At 63.6% G+C, this 17,152-nt stretch carries 14 protein-coding genes; 11 read left to right on the forward strand and 3 right to left on the reverse strand.

The window, feature by feature from the left end; translation table 11 throughout:
• The first annotated feature begins 486 nt into the window (after positions 1 to 486).
• The 6 genes from AOT83_RS24965 (at position 487) to AOT83_RS24990 (ending at position 4,224) form a co-directional block, all read left to right on the forward strand.
• Positions 487 to 1,389, forward strand: coding sequence for a hypothetical protein (locus tag AOT83_RS24965; protein WP_234797657.1), 903 nt, complete (start codon positions 487 to 489; stop codon positions 1,387 to 1,389).
• The gene (locus tag AOT83_RS24970; RefSeq protein WP_057966383.1) at positions 1,386 to 1,661 is read left to right on the forward strand and encodes a hypothetical protein; all 276 of its coding nucleotides are present in this window, start codon (positions 1,386 to 1,388) and stop codon (positions 1,659 to 1,661) included. The genes AOT83_RS24965 and AOT83_RS24970 overlap by 4 nt, the downstream gene beginning before the upstream one ends.
• A gap of 152 nt (positions 1,662 to 1,813) precedes the next feature.
• Positions 1,814 to 2,440 carry a TetR/AcrR family transcriptional regulator gene (locus AOT83_RS24975; RefSeq protein ID WP_044105676.1) on the forward strand — a complete coding sequence of 209 codons (627 nt, stop codon included), beginning with the start codon at positions 1,814 to 1,816 and terminating at the stop codon, positions 2,438 to 2,440.
• Between the two features lie 237 nt (positions 2,441 to 2,677).
• Positions 2,678 to 2,923 carry a hypothetical protein gene (locus AOT83_RS24980; RefSeq protein ID WP_193606387.1) on the forward strand — a complete coding sequence of 82 codons (246 nt, stop codon included), beginning with the start codon at positions 2,678 to 2,680 and terminating at the stop codon, positions 2,921 to 2,923.
• A gap of 85 nt (positions 2,924 to 3,008) precedes the next feature.
• Complete coding sequence (locus AOT83_RS24985) at positions 3,009 to 3,815, forward strand: aminoglycoside 6-adenylyltransferase (protein WP_057966384.1); 807 nt, start codon at positions 3,009 to 3,011, stop codon at positions 3,813 to 3,815.
• A gap of 43 nt (positions 3,816 to 3,858) precedes the next feature.
• Positions 3,859 to 4,224, forward strand: a complete 366-nt coding sequence (locus AOT83_RS24990; protein ID WP_030097877.1) for a S4 domain-containing protein — start codon at positions 3,859 to 3,861, stop codon at positions 4,222 to 4,224.
• A gap of 4 nt (positions 4,225 to 4,228) precedes the next feature.
• Here the strand turns inward: AOT83_RS24990 and AOT83_RS24995 are convergent, their stop codons facing one another.
• Positions 4,229 to 5,845 (reverse strand): sulfite reductase flavoprotein subunit alpha, encoded by a 1,617-nt coding sequence (locus AOT83_RS24995; RefSeq protein ID WP_057966385.1) that lies wholly within the window; start codon positions 5,843 to 5,845, stop codon positions 4,229 to 4,231.
• 135 nt (positions 5,846 to 5,980) lie between these two features.
• Between AOT83_RS24995 and AOT83_RS25000 the strand changes: the two genes are divergently transcribed.
• Entirely contained in the window at positions 5,981 to 6,757 is a 777-nt protein-coding gene (locus tag AOT83_RS25000) for a hypothetical protein (RefSeq protein WP_030097879.1), read from the forward strand.
• Here the strand turns inward: AOT83_RS25000 and AOT83_RS25005 are convergent.
• Positions 6,727 to 7,275: a DUF1802 family protein gene (locus AOT83_RS25005; RefSeq protein WP_057966386.1), complete on the reverse strand. Its 549-nt coding sequence runs from the start codon at positions 7,273 to 7,275 to the stop codon at positions 6,727 to 6,729. The two genes, AOT83_RS25000 and AOT83_RS25005, sit on opposite strands and share 31 nt — an antisense overlap.
• Before the next feature lie 9 nt (positions 7,276 to 7,284).
• Positions 7,285 to 8,169, reverse strand: a complete 885-nt coding sequence (locus AOT83_RS25010) for a universal stress protein (protein WP_057966387.1) — start codon at positions 8,167 to 8,169, stop codon at positions 7,285 to 7,287.
• Between the two features lie 290 nt (positions 8,170 to 8,459).
• Here AOT83_RS25010 and AOT83_RS25015 point away from each other — a divergent pair, with 290 nt between their 5' ends.
• The 4 genes from AOT83_RS25015 (at position 8,460) to AOT83_RS25035 (ending at position 17,073) form a co-directional block, all read left to right on the forward strand.
• Positions 8,460 to 8,792: a hemophore-related protein gene (locus tag AOT83_RS25015; protein ID WP_030097882.1), complete on the forward strand. Its 333-nt coding sequence runs from the start codon at positions 8,460 to 8,462 to the stop codon at positions 8,790 to 8,792.
• Positions 8,793 to 9,079: 287 nt separating this feature from the next.
• Complete coding sequence (locus AOT83_RS25025; RefSeq protein ID WP_081343732.1) at positions 9,080 to 14,497, forward strand: glutamate synthase-related protein; 5,418 nt, start codon at positions 9,080 to 9,082, stop codon at positions 14,495 to 14,497.
• 7 nt (positions 14,498 to 14,504) lie between these two features.
• Positions 14,505 to 16,247: a sulfite reductase flavoprotein subunit alpha gene (locus AOT83_RS25030; protein ID WP_030097885.1), complete on the forward strand. Its 1,743-nt coding sequence runs from the start codon at positions 14,505 to 14,507 to the stop codon at positions 16,245 to 16,247.
• Positions 16,237 to 17,073, forward strand: a complete 837-nt coding sequence (locus AOT83_RS25035; protein ID WP_057966389.1) for a hypothetical protein — start codon at positions 16,237 to 16,239, stop codon at positions 17,071 to 17,073. Before AOT83_RS25030 ends, AOT83_RS25035 begins: the two co-directional genes overlap by 11 nt.
• Positions 17,074 to 17,152: the final 79 nt, after the last annotated feature.

Below are 17,152 nucleotides of genomic sequence, written 5' to 3' on the forward strand. Positions count from 1 at the left end.
GCTTACGTGGCGTCCACGGGTAGAGATTCATTGTTTCTTTCGATGTAGAAGGGTGTCATGAGCGGATATCGCTTTTGTGTGAATGTGGTGACGGCGAGCTTTCTAGCCACAGCCGGAGCTGCTGGGTGGTTGGGTTTGGCCGCGACGGCTGCGGCAGACCCGGGTGGTAGCAGCAGTTCGCATGATTCAGGCGGGTCGCACAGCTCTGCTGGCAGCTCGCACGGCCCGGGTAGTTCGCGACCCAGTGGCTCTGGAGCTTCAGGATCAGCTGGGGCCAGGCCCGGCCATGAGTCAAAGACTCCCCGTGCTGCAGGGAATCCGCCAACACAGCACGGTGGCGGCACCCAAGGCGGTAACACCGGCACGAAGTCTTCTGGCGGCACCGATGCGCCTGGACATTCGACGGCGACCAAGCCGAAGGCCCCGCCCAACCCGCACTCGGCAGATTCGCCGTCTGCGGCTGCCAAACATGCCGCCGACGGCGGCGTGCCGACCAAGGAGAAGCGAGCACTAACAGATCCCAAGCCAGGTACACCCGACACCGCGCGGGCATCCGGCGCCGGAGGCAACAGCGCGGGTCCCGAAGCTGATCACAAACCCGGCGGTAAGCCAGCGAACACGCAACCGGGGCACTCTGTCAACACTGGCGAAGATGGTTCAAAAGCGTTACGCCCCAAGCACGTAGAGGGTCACAAAGAAGGTGATCACGCAGACGCCAAGGGCGAACAGCGCCCTTCGCCCAGCACGAATGGTGAATGGAAGTCCCACAGCAGTGGAGCTTCACTCAACTCTGAGCAGAACACCGCGGCCAACAAGTTTCTGGAACAGGCACGGCGGGCCGAACCCCTTATCACCCAATCCCTCCGGGGCATCGTTGACAATGCGCCGGGCAGTCAGCTCACAGGTCTGGGAAAGCGGCTCAAGACAGAAGAATCATTCAAACGGAAGCTCTACACGTCCATCGTGACGACTCCGAATCTGAGCACTGCCGAGCACCTTGCGGATATGAAGGATTCTGTGAGATACACCGTGCAATCGCCCCATGAGCTTTACACGGCGAACACACAGCGGGCGATTGATCGCCTGGTCGCGGAAGGCTACGAGCCTGTCAAGTTCAAGAACACATGGGACAAGCCGGGTTATCAAGGCATCAATAGCTTCTGGCGCGAACCGACAACGGGGCATACCTTTGAAGTCCAATTCCACACGCCCGCAAGCTTCGACGCCGCGAAGGTGACCCATTTCCTCTATGAAGAGGAGCGCCTCCCCGATACCTCACCACAGCGGGTAATTGAGCTACAGAAGGAAAAGGGCCAGGTATTCGATTCGGTCCCACGCCCGAGCGGCAGCTCATCCATATCTCTACCGCCGAACGGAAAACGTAAATGAGTAGGACACCAGTCACTTTCTACGCGCTTTTGGCTGGTGGCCGGGAACCGGACGATCCAGCAGGAATTGTCAGGCGGATCCATACAGATCCTCCCCTCGACGAGGCCTTCGGCCGGGACTTGGAGTGGCACCCCACCGAGTACATACGCCGCTACTACCTCGGACACAACGATGTAGATCACGTCGAAATCGACGAAGGCTCAGCTAAGTCAATCCTCGACAGATGGCGTATTGAGTGGGCCGAACAGGACGGAGCGGGCGGCACTCGTTAGCCCGGACTCCAGAAGGCGACTCGACAAGCGCACGCCGTACGTGACCGAAAAGTGCCGACAAGGCTCATATCGGACACGTACGGCATCGCGCCGATTTCGCCGTGACCGGCAGAGCCTGAACCGGCAATACCGGCTCCTGCAAGACTGGTCGGGTGTCATCCCCCGCCGGTCGCTCTTACAGCGGCCTACCTGCCGACGAACGCCTGGCCCGGCGTCGGCAGCAGCTGCTGGAGGCGGGGCTGGACATCCTCGGCGCCCCGGAAGGACCAGGCGACCTCACCCTGCGCGCGGTCTGTCAGCGGTCCGGCCTGGCGCAACGCTATTTCTACGAAAGCTTCGCCGACAAGGACGAATTCGCCGTCGCGATCTTCGATTGGGCCGTTGAGGGGCTTGCCTCGACGGTCGAGGCCGAAGTGGCCGCGGCACCACCGCGCCTGCAGGTCAGAGCAGGTATCACCAGCGTGGTGCGCGTCATCAACGCCGACCGGCGCATCGGACAGCTGCTGTACAGCCCCAGCCAGGTCAACCCGGTACTGGTCCGCAAGAGGTTCGAAGCCACCGCGATGTTCGTCTCGCTGTTCGCCCAGCACCTACGCGACTGGTTCCGTCGCGACGATCAGGGCAACCTGCCCGTGCTGGCCCATTTCATCATCGGGGGCGTGGGCCAGGCCGTCGCGGCGTGGCTGCATCAGGACGTCGCGGTCGGCGAGGACGAGCTGATCGAGCAGCTCGTCGAGATGCTGCTCGCCCACGGTCCCGAACGCTCCGCGCAACTCTGAATAGCCCCCGGATCGGCGCCATACCCATACCCGGCGACGGTATTCTGAGTATTAACTGAGTTCGTCATGAGAGCTTCCTGATTTTCCCCTGCTTGATGTAGACAGCCCATCTGAAAATAATATATGCATAGATGGCCATGAATTGGCGCGCCGCGAAACGCGGCAGGACAGATTAGCTGAGTTTTCGACGTGCAGAGAGGCATGGATATGAACATGTTGACGGCAGTGGGTTCGGCAATGGCCCTCGGGATCGTGACACTGATCGGGGCGCCGGCCGCGTCGGCTGCACCGGAACCCCCACCGGTGTGTTACGCGAACCAGCCCAGTGTCAGCGCCACCGAGTTTGACCCGTGTCTGGCGCCGGGTGACATCGAGTACCAGCAAGGCGCCCATCAGCCGACCTACGACGGCGCCAATCCGTTGACGCCAACCGGTGTGAACCCGTTCGTGCCGGACGGCACCAATAAGAACAACGCCGGCTAGCGGGGTACGCGACGCGCCGGGCACACCTGCCAGACACGCGGAAAAGCTCTTGAGAACAGCGGCTCCGCGAGCCAAGGATGTAGGCGTGAATTACGGTGAGGTGCTTGAGAAGTTGGTCGCGTGGGCCGCTGAGACAGACGCCGTCCGGGCGGTCATTGTCACCGGATCCGGGGCCAACGGGGATGATCACGTCCTATCGGATCGCGATATCGAGCTGTATGCGCCCGATCCCGATGACCTGGCGGACGACGATTCTTGGTGGTCGGACTTGGGCGAGGTCCTCGTGGTCGAGCGCCTAGAAGACGAAGACACTGGGTACCCGACCCGGCTGATCTACTACGCAGGCGGCAAGCTCGACTTCACCCTGGTGCCTGCCGAAGACCTGGCCACCGCGCGGCACGACAGACCCTTTCTGGTCCTTCTCGACAAAGACGATCTCGCGCCGGATCCGGAGTCGGTGGGCGCGCCCGAGGGTGCGCTACCGGACGAGGAGGAGTTCGAGGAGTGTCTGCACTGGGGTTACGCCGCAGCGTTGATGTGTGCGAAAGCGATAGTGCGCGAGGAACTCTGGTCGGCCAAGCTACGTGACCAGGACCTCAAGGAGGAACTGCTGCGGGTCATCGAGTGGGATCACACCGCGAGACATGGCACCGCTCATGACACCAGATATCTGGGCTCCCGGATGAGCAGCTGGATGGACTCGGACATCCGCGAGGAGCTCAACGGGTGCTGGGGCCATTTCGATGCTGTCGACACCCTCGACGCCTTGCGACGGACCGTTGACCTGTTCGCACGCCTGTCCGCGCGCACCGCCACCGCCCTCGGCTTCCCACCGTTCGATCACGAACGGCTGCAGCGCGAGATCGAGCAGATCCTGTCACTGCGCGTCTAGAAGGTTGTGGAAGTTCGGCACCAGAACACCTCATGATGGAGGCATGGAATCCTCCCGCGTCGATCGGTGGCTGTGGGCGGTCCGGTTGACAAAAACCAGGCCGGACGCCGCTGCGGCATGCCGAGGCGGACATGTGCGAATCAACGATCGACCGGCGAAGCCGTCGACGACCGTGTCCCCCGGCGACGAGGTTCGCGCTCGGGTCGGTGACACCACGCGAGTCGTGAAGGTGGTGCGGGTAATCCAGAAACGGGTTGGCGCCGTCGATGCGGTGACCTGCTATCTCGACCGAACACCTGCACAGCCCGCTGTCCCACCGGTACTGGTCGCCGCGCGTGATCGTGGTGCCGGGCGGCCGACCAAACGGGACCGGCGAGTGCTCGACAAGTGGCTTGCGGGCCGGGAATGAACCGTCAGTAAACGTCGCGCACGTACCGATGGTTCTTGATGAGATCGTTGACGTACGCATGGGCACCAGCGGCGTCCATCCCCCCGCAGCGAGCAACGATCTCATGCAAGGTGGCGTCTACGTCCTTGGCCATATGGTCGGCGTCGCCACACACATACAGGTACGCACCATCCTGCAACCAGGCGAACAACTCCGCCGCGTTCTCCGACATGCAGTGCTGGACATACCGTTTCGGTTCCCCCTCAGCACCGTCACGGGAGAACGCGAGATCGAGGCGGGTCAGCGCGCCCGAATCCACGAAGCCCTGTAGTTCCTCCCCATAGAGGAAACTAGCGGCGCGACGCCGGTCCCCGAAGAACAGCCATGAACGCCCCGAGGCGCCCGTGGCCTGCCGCTCCTGCAGGAAACCGCGGAACGGAGCGATACCGGTGCCCGGACCGACCATGATGATGGGCACGTCGGCCGCCGGTAGCCGGAACGTGTGGTTGGGGCGCAGATGCACCCGCATCGTCTGTCCACGATCTGCCAGGAAAGTCGATGCCACTCCGCCATAGGTGCGTTCGGCATCGGTGTACCGGATGGTCGCCACGGTCAAGTGCACGCTGTCGGGATGGATGAGAGGACTCGAGGCGATGGAGTAGTCGCGGAACTGAAGCGGCCGCAGGTTGTCCACTAGCTCATCAACGGTCAACTCCCCCAACCTGATCAGATCGAGGACGTCTTTCCCGTACAACCAGGAACCCGGTGCGGGCACGACATCGCCGCCCAGGGCCGCGACAGCGTCAGTGTCATCTGTTCGGGTAGCCACCAGACTGCGAAGGGTGCGTGAGGGCGTACGGATCTCCAGGTGATCTGAGAGCAGCTCACCAAGGGGCTCGTCGTGACCGGTCACCCGATGATCGGCGCCTACGCCCAGTTCGGCAAGTATCGCCGCGACAAGGGCGGGGTCGTTGCTCGCGTGCACGGCAATCGAATCACCTGCCTCATAGGAGATTCCGGAGCCGGTGAGGTCCACTTCATAGTGGCGCACTTCTTTGTCGGATTCGGTGGTGGTGAGCAGACGGTTGACGAGCAATCGGGCCTCGACAGGTTCGTTGCGGTCGCGTTTGGGCTGCGTGGGGGTCTCGGTCACGGCTGCCGGCGTGGAGGCATCGCTCTGGCCCGCGGACAGGCGCTTGACGAGGTCGGTGGTCCATTCCTTCGAGGGCTGCAGATACGGCCCATCCACATCGACGCGGTCGGTGAGCTTCACCGCGCCGAGCGCCTCCAAACGTTGATCGAGCAGCAGACCCGCGTTGCAGAAGAACTCGTAACTGCTGTCACCCAGCGCCAGCACCGCGTAACTCAGGTGCTCCAGCCGGCCTGCCGCCTCGGCGCTGATCGCCTCCCAGAAAAGCAGTGCGTTGTCGGTGAACTCGCCATCGCCGAATGTCGACACCACCGCGACGAAATGCGATGCCGACTGCAAGTCCGCGACATCAATCTGGTTGAGCTCGATCGCCTCGGATTTGATTCCGGTGGCCTCTTCCAGGGCCTCGGAGAACGACATCGCAGCGTCCTCGGCGTTGCCCATATCGGTGCCATAGCCGACGATCAACGAAAAATCCGGCTGGGCGGTCACAGCACTCCCTCACTCGCGCGCGCGGGGCTGCTCCCCAGCGCTGGGTGAGGGCGACCTTACTTTGACGCGCAACGCCGTGGGGATCTCCCCCTCTCTTTTCCCGGTACCGCACCTCTGACCGGCTAACATCCGAAGGTGGCCTGGCTGGATACCTGGTGGCAGTACGACGTGGTGGACGGTTACAAAGGTCCCCTGCTGCTCGGCTTCGTGGCGTTCGTGGTGACCTTCGTGGTGACGCGCACCATTACCCGGCTCATCCGTGACGGACGGGGCCCGTTTCACAACATCTCCGGTGGCGGCGTCCACATCCACCATTCCGTGCCGGGCGTGATCCTGTTGATCGTCGGAGGGTTCACAGCGCTCGGCTCGCCGCCGTTGTCGGTGTGGACATACCTCGCCGGTCTACTGGTGGGGATCGGCGCATCGCTGGTGCTCGACGAGTTCGCGATGATCTTCCATCTGGAGGACGTCTACTGGTCCAACGAAGGTCAGCTTTCGGTCGATATGGTCACGCTTGCCACCGCCTGCATCGGTCTGGCCGCGGTCGGTGTCTCGCCGCTGAATGTGGATGGCCTGACCGGCGTCATCGCTATCGCTCGCGGGGTCGCGGTGATGCTGCTGCTGGTACACCTGGGGCTGGTGGCGCTCACCGCCCTCAAAGGTAAGTACCCCACCGCGATGATCGGCATTTTCATCGCCCCCATCGCCTGGTGGGCGGCGGTTCGCCTGGCCCGCCCGACATCCCCGTGGGCGCGGTGGCGCTACTCGCCGGAGAAGCTCGAACGAGCGCGGCAGCGGGCCCTGGTGTTCGACCGCCGGTGGGGTCCGGTACGCCGGCGATGGCTCGACGCTATCGGTGGGACACCGACCCCCGAGCTCCCTCACGCACCTACAGAGTCGCGGACCCGCTGAGCGACCTCGGCGAGTGTTCCTTCCGTGTGCACCGGTGTGCCCCACCGCGGGTTGACCTCGAGCTGCACCCAGCTGGTGCAGCCGACATGCCCGTCGTCACGGGGAATTCTCACAGGCGTGACCAACGGGTACGCACGCACCACCAAGACTGTCAGCCGGTGTTTGGGCCGGAAATCCACGCGGTCCTCACGAATGGATTCGGCTGTCCAGATATGCAGCGACGCAATCTCTTCGAGCGCCTCGGGCCGAGTGACCTCGATTGCGGCGACAACCTCGGCCCCGGCTCGCACCACTACGTCGGTTTCGGTGCTATCGGCGGCGGCACGCTCGAGTACGTCATGGTGTTCCGGTCGCACCCGTTCGGCGTGGCCGTGCACGATCGTCGGGAAGAGTAGGAACCGGGAATCGGCGAGCGTGAAACGCTTCTCGTGAATTCCGCCCTTGCGCAGCAGAATCTGCTGTCGGCCGTCGAGCAGCGCATGCACCGCCGCACTCCATTCCTTCAGCGCGGTGGTCACATATCGAGACTACGGCCGCGGTGCCACCAGCACCGGGCAAGCAGCCTTGTGAATCAGCGCATGGCTGGTGGATCCGAGGAAGAATCCCGCGACGTCACCGCGGCCGCGGCTTCCCGTGACGATCAACTGCGCGCCCTCTGATGCGCGAAGCAGGACATCGGCGGGATGCCCGATCGCGAGAACACGCCGGACCGGTACATCCGGGTGCTTCTCCTGCCAGCCGGATAGACGCTCGGCAAGAATCTGTTCCTGGCGCCGTTCCTCTGTGGTCGAATCGACGGCGCTCCACGCGGTGTAGGCGTAGACGTACCCCGGCGGAATGTTGTTCCAGACATGCACCGCCACCAGCTCGGCGTGTCGCATCGAGGCCTCCTCGAACGCCCACGCAAGCGCGCCGTCGCTGGAATCGGAATCGGCGACTCCCACGACAACCGGCCCTGCAGGTCCCGCCGCTTCTCTCACCACGACAACCGGGCTGTGGCCCTTCGCGGTCAGCGATACCGATACCGAGCCGGCCATCATGCCGGTGAATCCGCCGAGCCCGCTGGACCCGAGCACCGTCATGACAGCGTTCCGGGACAACTCCACGAGGATCGCGACGGGCTTACCCGCCGCCTTGACCGTGGACACTTCGACATTCGGGAACAGTGCGTAGACATGGTCCTTGGCCTGACTGAGGAACTCGGCGCCATCGGTGTCCAGGTGATCAAAGAAGCTCGCCGACGCCCCCAGGTTGTAACCCTGCCCGAAGCTGCTGTGATCGACGGCGTGCACCAGCGTCAGCGGCAGATTCCGCTGCTGGGCCTCGGCGCCTGCCCACGTCAGGGCGTGGAGCGCCGATGTCGATCCGTCGACACCGACAAGAATGTGGGGGTTGGGTGTCGTGGTGGTCATGGCTCCTCCGATGCGATAGGGCGGCTCTGCTCCTACTCCCCGACACTATTGACCGCCCGGCGCGGCAGCCATGGGCCAAAATCCCCACTGCCAGTGACTTTCGGCCATACAAAAGTGGGCTTCATCACGCCATCGACGTGTCATTCGTGTTGGCGGAGCTTCCATTTGGAGCTCACCAGCCGGTAGATAGCATGACTAAGGACTCTCGTGATCCTGCTAGCGTTGTGCGTAACGGAATCTCGCCGACCGTCGATATGGACGTCGGGGGAACTGGTGGAAGGTAGACGAGAATGCCCTTGACGGCGAAGTTGATTGTTGGTTCTGGCGCGATCGCATTGTCGCTGGTTGCAGGCGGTGGAATCGCGTCCGCCGACCCGGATGTGACGGCCATCGTCAACACCACATGCACATACCCGCAGATCATGGCGGCACTGAACGAGCAGTCGCCCGCGGCGGCACAGCAGGTGAACGCGAATCCGATCGCCGGTGCCTGGCTGCAGCAGTTCGTGGCGTCGCCCAAGGTGAAGCGCCAGCAGATGGTCAACGAGGTACGGGGCATGCCGGCCGTTCAGGAGTACACCGTCCTGATCAACCAGGTCGCCAACTCCTGCAATAACTACTGAGCGGCGATTTTTCCGCCGCTGCCCCATAATGGGAAGTGGCGGCCGGTCCATCGAAGCGTCGGCACGCTTGCTAGGCCTGATCCTCGGTGTGACGTATATCCCGCCGACTATCAGACCTCATCGACTTAGGCTAGGCTTGGTTTAACTGACCCCAGGAGGCCGGGGAACCGGCGTCTGCCAGGTCGCGACCATGCCGAGCGCTGGTCAGGGCGGGTTCGCTCAACGAACGAGAAACCCAACGTCACACGCTGGATACGCCGTGCGCGGCGCTGGGTGAGGAGAATCGGCTGAACGGGCTGTATGACCAGAGCCAGGAGAAAAATAGCTGCGGTGTCGGCTTCCTGACCCGTAAAGACGGCATCCAGACACACGATGTCGTGCGCAAGCTCCACGAGGCACTCTGCGCCGTGCCGCACCGAGGAGGAATGTCTTCCGAGGGCGTTGGTGACGGCGCTGGCGTGAACATGGACCTGTCCTTGCGCTTCTTCTCCGAACTGACCGGCGATCCCGACTTACTGCCGGGCGAGTTCGGGGTGGGCAACTTCTTCTTGCCCACCGATCCGGCATTCCACCCCGAGGCCGAGGCGGTCATCGAACAGGCCCTACGGGCACAGGGATTCACGATCCTGCTCACACGGGATGTGCCAGTGGACAACGGGGCGATTCGCCCTGCCGCTGTGAAATACCAGCTGCCGATTCGGCAATGGGTATTCCGTTCCGATTCCGAGCGCAAGACACATGAGGCGCTCATGGCGATCGAGGCCGTGGCCTACACGCGCCCGGAACTGCTTGGGCTCTACCCACTCTCGCTCAGCACGCACACTCAAGTCCTCAAAGGGCGCCTGAACTCCAACGAAGTGGTGCCGTACTTCAGCGACCTGTCCGATCCGCGGATGGAAGTGCACTCGATGTTCTTCCATACCAGGTTCTCCACCAACACCGCACCGAATGCGACCATGGCTCAGCCGTTCCGGCTGATGGCGCACAACGGTGAGCTCAACACGGACAAGAAGAATCGCTTGTCCGAGAATGCGATCGCGCTGGCCCGGAACCGGGCCATTATTCGCCCGGTGGGGCAATCGGACAGTTGCCGACTGGATCAAACCCTGCAAAGCCGGGTGCTTGAGGACGATCTCGACCTCGTCACAGCCGTCGTTGCGATGATGCCGCCCGCATGGGAGAACGACACAACACTCTCGCCCGGTGTGACGGCGATGCTCGAATACTTCAGCCTCTACGAGGAGAAGAACGACGGCCCCGCCGCGCTGATCTTCGGGGACGGCAACATCATCGGTGCGCGCCTGGACCGGCTTGGGCTCAGGCCACTACGCACGGTCGAGACGGCCGAGTACCTCGGAGTGATGTCCGAGGCCGGACAGATCTACTTCGACCCCGACACCGTGATCGAGCGCGGCCGCATCGAGGCCGGCGGCATGCGCTACTACGACCATGCCGAAGGCCGTTCCTACGGAACCATCGAGGCTCTCGAAAAGCTTGCCGCGCGCCATGATTACCCCACCATGCTGGCGCAGGCCCGCGTGAACATCGCGGACTTGCCCCACGTGCCCCCGGCGGGCCAGGGCTCGCCGGCACGATACGACGGCGACCTCGACCGTCACCAGCGGTACGTGGCGTACTCACTCAACCAGGAAAGCTTCAAGTTCCTGATGGATCCGATGCTGGCGACCGGTCAGGAGAAGATTTCCGCGATGGGCTACGGCGCAGCCATCAACGCCCTCTCCAATCAGGAAGGTGGCGTTGCGAAATACTTCTCGCAGCGGTTCGCGCAGGTGACCAACCCACCACTGGATTCCATCCGCGAGGCGGATGGAATGACCTTGCGTGTTGCGCTCGGCGCGAAGCCCAACAGCGGGGCTCAGTCCGCACCGCAGATCGTGGTGCCCTCCCCCATCCTGACCCATCTCGACATGCTCAAGATCCGCGAGCAGCAGGGCACCCCGGTCCGGCGTTTCGGGATGCGCTATCGCATCGAGCTCTCCGACCCGGCATCCAACGCCGATCGGATCGTGCGGGCAATCGATGAACTATGCGATGCGGTAGAGCAATTCGCGCGGGAGTCCGGCGGCATTGCGGTGATCTCCGACCGCCACGTCTCCAGTGATCGCGCGGCAATGCCCCTCATCATCGTCATCTCCGCCATCAATCAGCGGCTGATCGAAGAGGGCCTACGGCTGCGTGTTTCGTTGATCGCCGAGAGCGGACAACTGTGTTCCTCGCACCACGTGGCCGCCGTGCTGGGATTCGGCGCGTCGGCGGTATACCCGCTGGCCGTACAGATGCGGGCCGAGGAGAAGTACGGGGCCGATGCCGACAAGGCGTTCAAACATTTCGCCAAGGCGGCCGAGAAGTCTCTGATGAAGACGATGGGCCGCGTGGGCCTATGTACCGTCGAGAGTTACATCGGCGGCGAGTTCTTCGAACCGAATTACCTCGATACCTCTGATCCGGTGTTGCACAGATACTTCCCCAATGTCGTGTCACCGGTCGCCGGTGTCGGTTTCTCCACTCTCGCAACAGCTGTCGCCGACTGGCATGCGCGTGCACTGGCGGTGACCGGCGAGAAAGACGTTCCGCTGCTGGGGCTGTTCAAGGAGCGAGCCGAGGGCGCGGGCCACTCGTACGGCACCACGGCGGTACGCGGATTCGTCGACATGACCGAGGAAGCCATCTCATTCGGGGACGAAGCGCGTCCGGAAAACCCCGACATGGCCGACCCGACCTACCTGAGGCTGCTGCCATTGCACCAACTCGAGGGTGCGTTCGGGCTGGACGACGGCGCCTACCGCAACAACAGCTTTGACGAGCTGCCCACGCGCGCTGTCGATAGTTTCGATATCACCCCGGGCTACCGCAGCTTTGTCCGGGCTATGAACACAGAACGCACCCGGCGCCCGGCGGCGCTTCGGGACGTGCTGGCGCTGCCCGCCGATGTGAATTTCGTGCGTACCGCCAACGAGTTCCGCAGGGAAATGGGGCAATTCGCCCGGTTCGGAAACAACGACTTTCAGGTGCGTGGCCTGTCCTGCCGGGAATCCGATGGCAAGTTCGTGCTGCGGCTCTCACACACCCACGAGCGGCTCGCGGCGCTGGCAGCCTCGCTTCGGGTCCGGTTCGGCGCTGACATCGCCAGCCAGGAGATCATCGGCGACGAGCTGCATCTGAAAGCGACCGGCCAAGCGGCGAGCTACCTTACGAAGATCAGGACGGCTCCGGATTCGGTTTCCCTGTCCTCAGTGCAACCGGCCAGTGAAATCACCCCCACGCTGACATCGGGTGCCATGAGCCACGGCGCGTTGGTGGCCCCGGCACACGAGGCCGTGGCCCACGGAACCAACTTGGTTGGCGGACTCTCCAACTGCGGCGAGGGCGGCGAACACATCAGCCGTTACGGCACCATTCGCGGCTCCCGCATCAAGCAGTTCGCCTCCGGGCGCTTCGGAGTGTGGGCGGGATACCTTGCCGACCCGATGCTCCAGGAGCTGGAGATCAAGATCGGGCAGGGCGCCAAACCCGGTGAAGGCGGCCAGCTTCCAGCGCCGAAAGTAACCGTCCAGATCGCCGCGGCGCGCGGAGGAACCCCGGGTGTCGAACTCGTCTCTCCTCCGCCCCATCACGACACGTACTCGATCGAGGACCTCGCGCAGCTGATCCACGATTGCAAGGCAGCCCGTGTCCGGGTGATCGTGAAACTGGTTTCTTCGGAGGGCATCGGCACGATTGCCGTGGGTGTTGCCAAGGCCGGCGCCGATGTCATCAATGTCGCGGGCAACACCGGTGGCACCGGAGCGGCGGCCGTGACAAGCCTCAAGTATGCGGGCCGCTCGGCGGAAATCGGTGTGGCCGAAGTGCATCAGGCTTTGTGCGCCAATGGAATCCGGCAGAAGGTTGTGCTCCGCTGCTCGGGCGCGCATCAGACCGCCAGCGACGTCATCAAGTCAGCGCTGCTGGGGGCGGACAGTTTCGAGTTCGGGACCACCGCCCTGATGATGCTCAAGTGCGTCATGGCCAAGAACTGCAACATCAAATGTCCGGCCGGGCTGACGACCAACGCCGAGGTCTTCGAGGGTGACCCTCGGGCACTTGCCCAGTATCTGCTGAACATCGCGCACGAAGTGCGGGAGCTGCTGGCGACGCTCGGCCTGCGGACGCTGCGTGAAGCGCGCGGTCGCAGCGACCTCCTGCATCTGCTGGATCACCCGTCGAGCATCGGCACCCTCGATCTGCGCCGCATGCTTGCGGTGGCAGAGGAATTCGTCGTCCAGAATCCGGTGTACATGGAGAAGGACTACTCGGTGGACGACGCGTTCACCGAGCAGCTCGACCTCGACGGCACGGTACTGCCACCCAGACAGCTGACCAACCAGAACAAGAGCGTCGGCGGTCAGCTCGCGATCGATATCGAGCGGGTGCTCAACTATCAAGGGGCAGAAGGATCCGCGGTCGCCGTTGACGAACGTGGCCGTCGTTACTTGCTACCCGAGAGCGTCTCGATCACCACAACGGGCTCGGCAGGCCAGAGCTACGGCGTGTTCTGCAACGACGGCATGATGCTGACGCACACGGGCACCTGCAACGATGGAGTCGGTAAGAGCGCCTGCGGCGGCACGATCACCGTGCGCTCACCCGGCGGTGGTTCGGAGGCACCGGGCGGCAACGTCCTGATCGGAAACTTCGCCCTCTTCGGTGCTTCGGGGGGACGCCTGTTCGTAGAAGGCCAGGCCGGGGACCGCTTCGCGGTTCGGAACTCGGGTGCAACGGCAGTGGTCGAGGGCGTCGGCGAATTCCTTTGTGAATACATGACCAATGGTGCCGTGCTCAACATCGGCGGATTCGGCAAGGGCGTGGCGAACGGGATGAGCGGCGGCTTCCTGTACCAGTACGACCCGCACGGCGAACTGCCCTCGAAGGTCAGCAGCGACTCGGTGCTGGTACTGCCCGTGACCGATGCCCCGTTCCACGAGGCCGCAGCCCGCATCCTGCTGCAATGGCATGTGGCGGCCACCGGGTCAGTCAGAGGCCAAGCCCTGCTTGATGATTGGCAGAGCACCCGGGAGCACCTGGTCTACACGATGTCGCGGGCGCTGTTGCAGTACCAGGATTCCGACGCCATTCTGCAAGGCAAGACACGCAAGGAACTGCTGGACGAATTGGCCGCCGCCCTGGCCGGCTACCAAGTACACAAGTTCAAGCTGTCCTACCGGAGCCAGCGCGATGTCCTCGAAGGATCGGTGCCCGCATACGGCGACACCGATACCGAAGGGATGTACGCGCTGCTGAACACCTACACGGTGCTGAACATGGCCCAGCAGCTCGCGCTGTCCAGGATGCCGAACGTCACGGACGTCACCGACCCCCGGATCGGCAAGGCAGTGCGCAATCTCGTACTCACCGAGGACTTCTTCTTGATCCAGAAGCTGCAAAAGTATGCACGTGAGGCGATCGACGGGCATAGCGATGAGGACCTGGCCGTGCTGATCGCGGACAAGCGCCTCAGTGATTACAAGGAGGCGCTGAGCCAACGCAACGTCTTGTCCATGGACAGCCCGGGAACCTACGGCTGGATCCTGTACCAGAGCAACAAAAACCGGGACAAGATCGGCCGTCTGCCTTCCTTCGAAGAACTGTTCGCACATCAAGCGCTACCTGTTGTCGCCCTGTCCGGACCGTCCCTCCAGACCACGTGAAGAAGCCATGAAGATCGCCTACATTCCCGAAGACGCCCCATTCAACGAGGACCAGCGCGCCTGGCTCTCCGGCTTCCTGGCGGGGCTGCACTCCCGTCTCGCCATGAACCTGGCAGCGCCACCGCCGGCGGCCTCCGGGGACCTGGCAGCTCCCCGCCCGCCGCTGCGCATCCTGTACGGCACCCAGACCGGTAATGCCGAAATCGTGGCGGGCGACGCTGCCGCCGCGGCCAAGGCTCAGGGATTCGACGTGACGGTCAGCGGCCTCGAGGAGATAGCGCTCGATCAGTTCGCCGGACTGAAATACGTCCTCATCGTCACGTCCACCTATGGCGAGGGCGAGATGCCCGATAACGCCGAACTGTTCTGGGAAGCACTGTCTTCAACACTGGCACCCCGTCTCGAAGGGGTGTCCTACGGTGTGCTCGCCCTCGGCGACACCAGTTACGACGGTTTCTGCCAGGCCGGCAAGCTCATCGACACCCGTCTCGAACAACTCGGTGCGAGTCGGGTGGTTGGTCGTGCCGACTGCGACATCGACTACGAGGCGCAGGCCGCGGAATGGGTCCAGGGCGCAGTCGCGAGCCTGGTCACCCTGGCCGGAGCCAGCGGCACCCCTGGAACTCCCCCGCCGAGCACCGTGGTTCGTTCCGGGTGGACCCGCAAGAATCCGTTTCCCGCGGAGGTACGGGTCAACCGGCTGCTCTCACGCGCGGGCTCTGACAAGGAGATCCGGCACTTCGAGTTCGCGCTTGCGGACAGCGGGATCACCTACGAGGCGGGCGACGCGCTCGCGGTTATTGCCGAGAACGATCCGGCACTGGTAGGGGCGATCGCGGATCACTTCCGTGTCTCTACAGAGACCCTGGTCGACGGTGAGCCCCTGGGTGAACTGTTGGGCACCCGCTACGAGATCAGCGCCCCATCGCGAGACTTGTTGAGCGAGGTGGAAAGCCGCGCGGAGAGCGAGGAGTTCTCGCATGCACTCCGGGGCGGGGTCAAGGAGGTGCTGGATGCCTGGCTGTACGGCAAGGACATCCTTGACATCCTGCGCATCGGCGGGGATGCGCTGAGCCTGGAAGAGTTCATGGGGCTGCTCAAACCGCTGCAGCACCGCGCCTACTCGATCTCTTCCAGCGCATTGGCTCACCCAGAGCGCATCCACTTGACGGTCGCCAGCGTGCGGTACCAGAGCCTGGGCCGTGAACGCGGCGGGGTGTGTTCCACCTTCTTGGCAGATCGTGGCAGTAATGCCCGTATCTTCTTGCAACCCAACAAGTCCTTCCGGGTCCCGAGTGATGACGATGCGCCGATGATCATGGTCGGCCCCGGCACCGGCGTGGCGCCGTTCCGCGCGTTCCTGCAGGAACGTGAGCAGCGCGGCGCCAGCGGCCGCAACTGGCTGTTCTTCGGTGACCAACACCGTGAACACGACTACATCTACGAGCACGAGCTCGACGGGTGGCATACCTCCGGCCTTCTCAACCGGCTCGATCTGGCCTTCTCGCGTGATCAGGCAGAGAAGATCTACGTGCAGACGCGGATGCGCGAGCATGGCCAGGATCTGTTCGCATGGCTCCAAGATGGCGGGCACTTCTACGTGTGTGGCGATGCCACGCGCATGGCCAAGGATGTGGACAAGGCGCTGCACGAGATCGTCGGTGAGCACGGCGGATTCAGCCCCGATGAGGCGTCCGAGTATGTCAACACCCTCAAGCGGGAAAAGCGGTACGTCCGCGATGTGTACTGACGGCCGGCGCTGCGAACACTGCCCCGCCCGACGAATCGTGGCGGGGCCCAATGCCATTGCCGAAGCACTCCCCGCCCTTGGCACGGTGGTGGCCGTGACCGCCAACGATGCCGCCCTGATCAGCCACACCGGCGAGTACCTGGAACCCGCCTTTCCCGGCGAGGCACTGTGCTGCGATGACGAGTACATCGCCCTGCGGCTCAACCCTGCACTCGTCCGCGATGCCTTCCTGGCACCGCGAGCGCTGACGATGGTCGCCGAGACCGGCACGCACCGCGCCTACCTGACCCCGCTTTCGGACCGCCTGACGATCAGCGCCCTCGAGCTGGCACCGGCGGCGGCCCCCGAAGCGTTCCCCGTCACCGATTGGTCCGACGTCAATTGGCATGACACCGATCAGCTCACCCACCTCGACGCACTCACCCCCGGGCGTTACCGCGTGCTTCCGTTCACCGGCGCCCGCAAGATCGATTCGCAGGTCATCCCCCATCTGCTGGCTCACATCGTGGACGTGGACATGCCGTTCACGATCGCGGTTCCCGGTGGCGGCTGCGTGCAGCTGCACCGTGGCCACGCCGCGATGGTCGAACAGGCCGGCGCACATATCGCCGTCATCTTCGGGGCCTCGAGGTACGCCATGGATCCGGTGTTCATCGCCGAGTCCTGGGTGACACATGCGCACGGTACCCAGGGCCTGACATCGTCGGTCGAGCTCTACGACCACAGCCATCGGTGCGTCACGACCATCACGCAAACCGGCCCGATCACGGCCCGGCTTCATCAGGCGTGGGAACACATGATCGCTTCGTTGCCTGACGCCGCCTGACCTCCACCCGCCTCGCGGTTCGGCACTCATCTCACAGCTGATAGCCGGCGAAGTGTGAACAGATTGAGATGTCCCGGTG

The organism is Mycobacteroides sp. H001 (assembly GCF_001440005.1).
GTDB lineage: Bacteria > Actinomycetota > Actinomycetes > Mycobacteriales > Mycobacteriaceae > Mycobacterium > Mycobacterium gwanakae.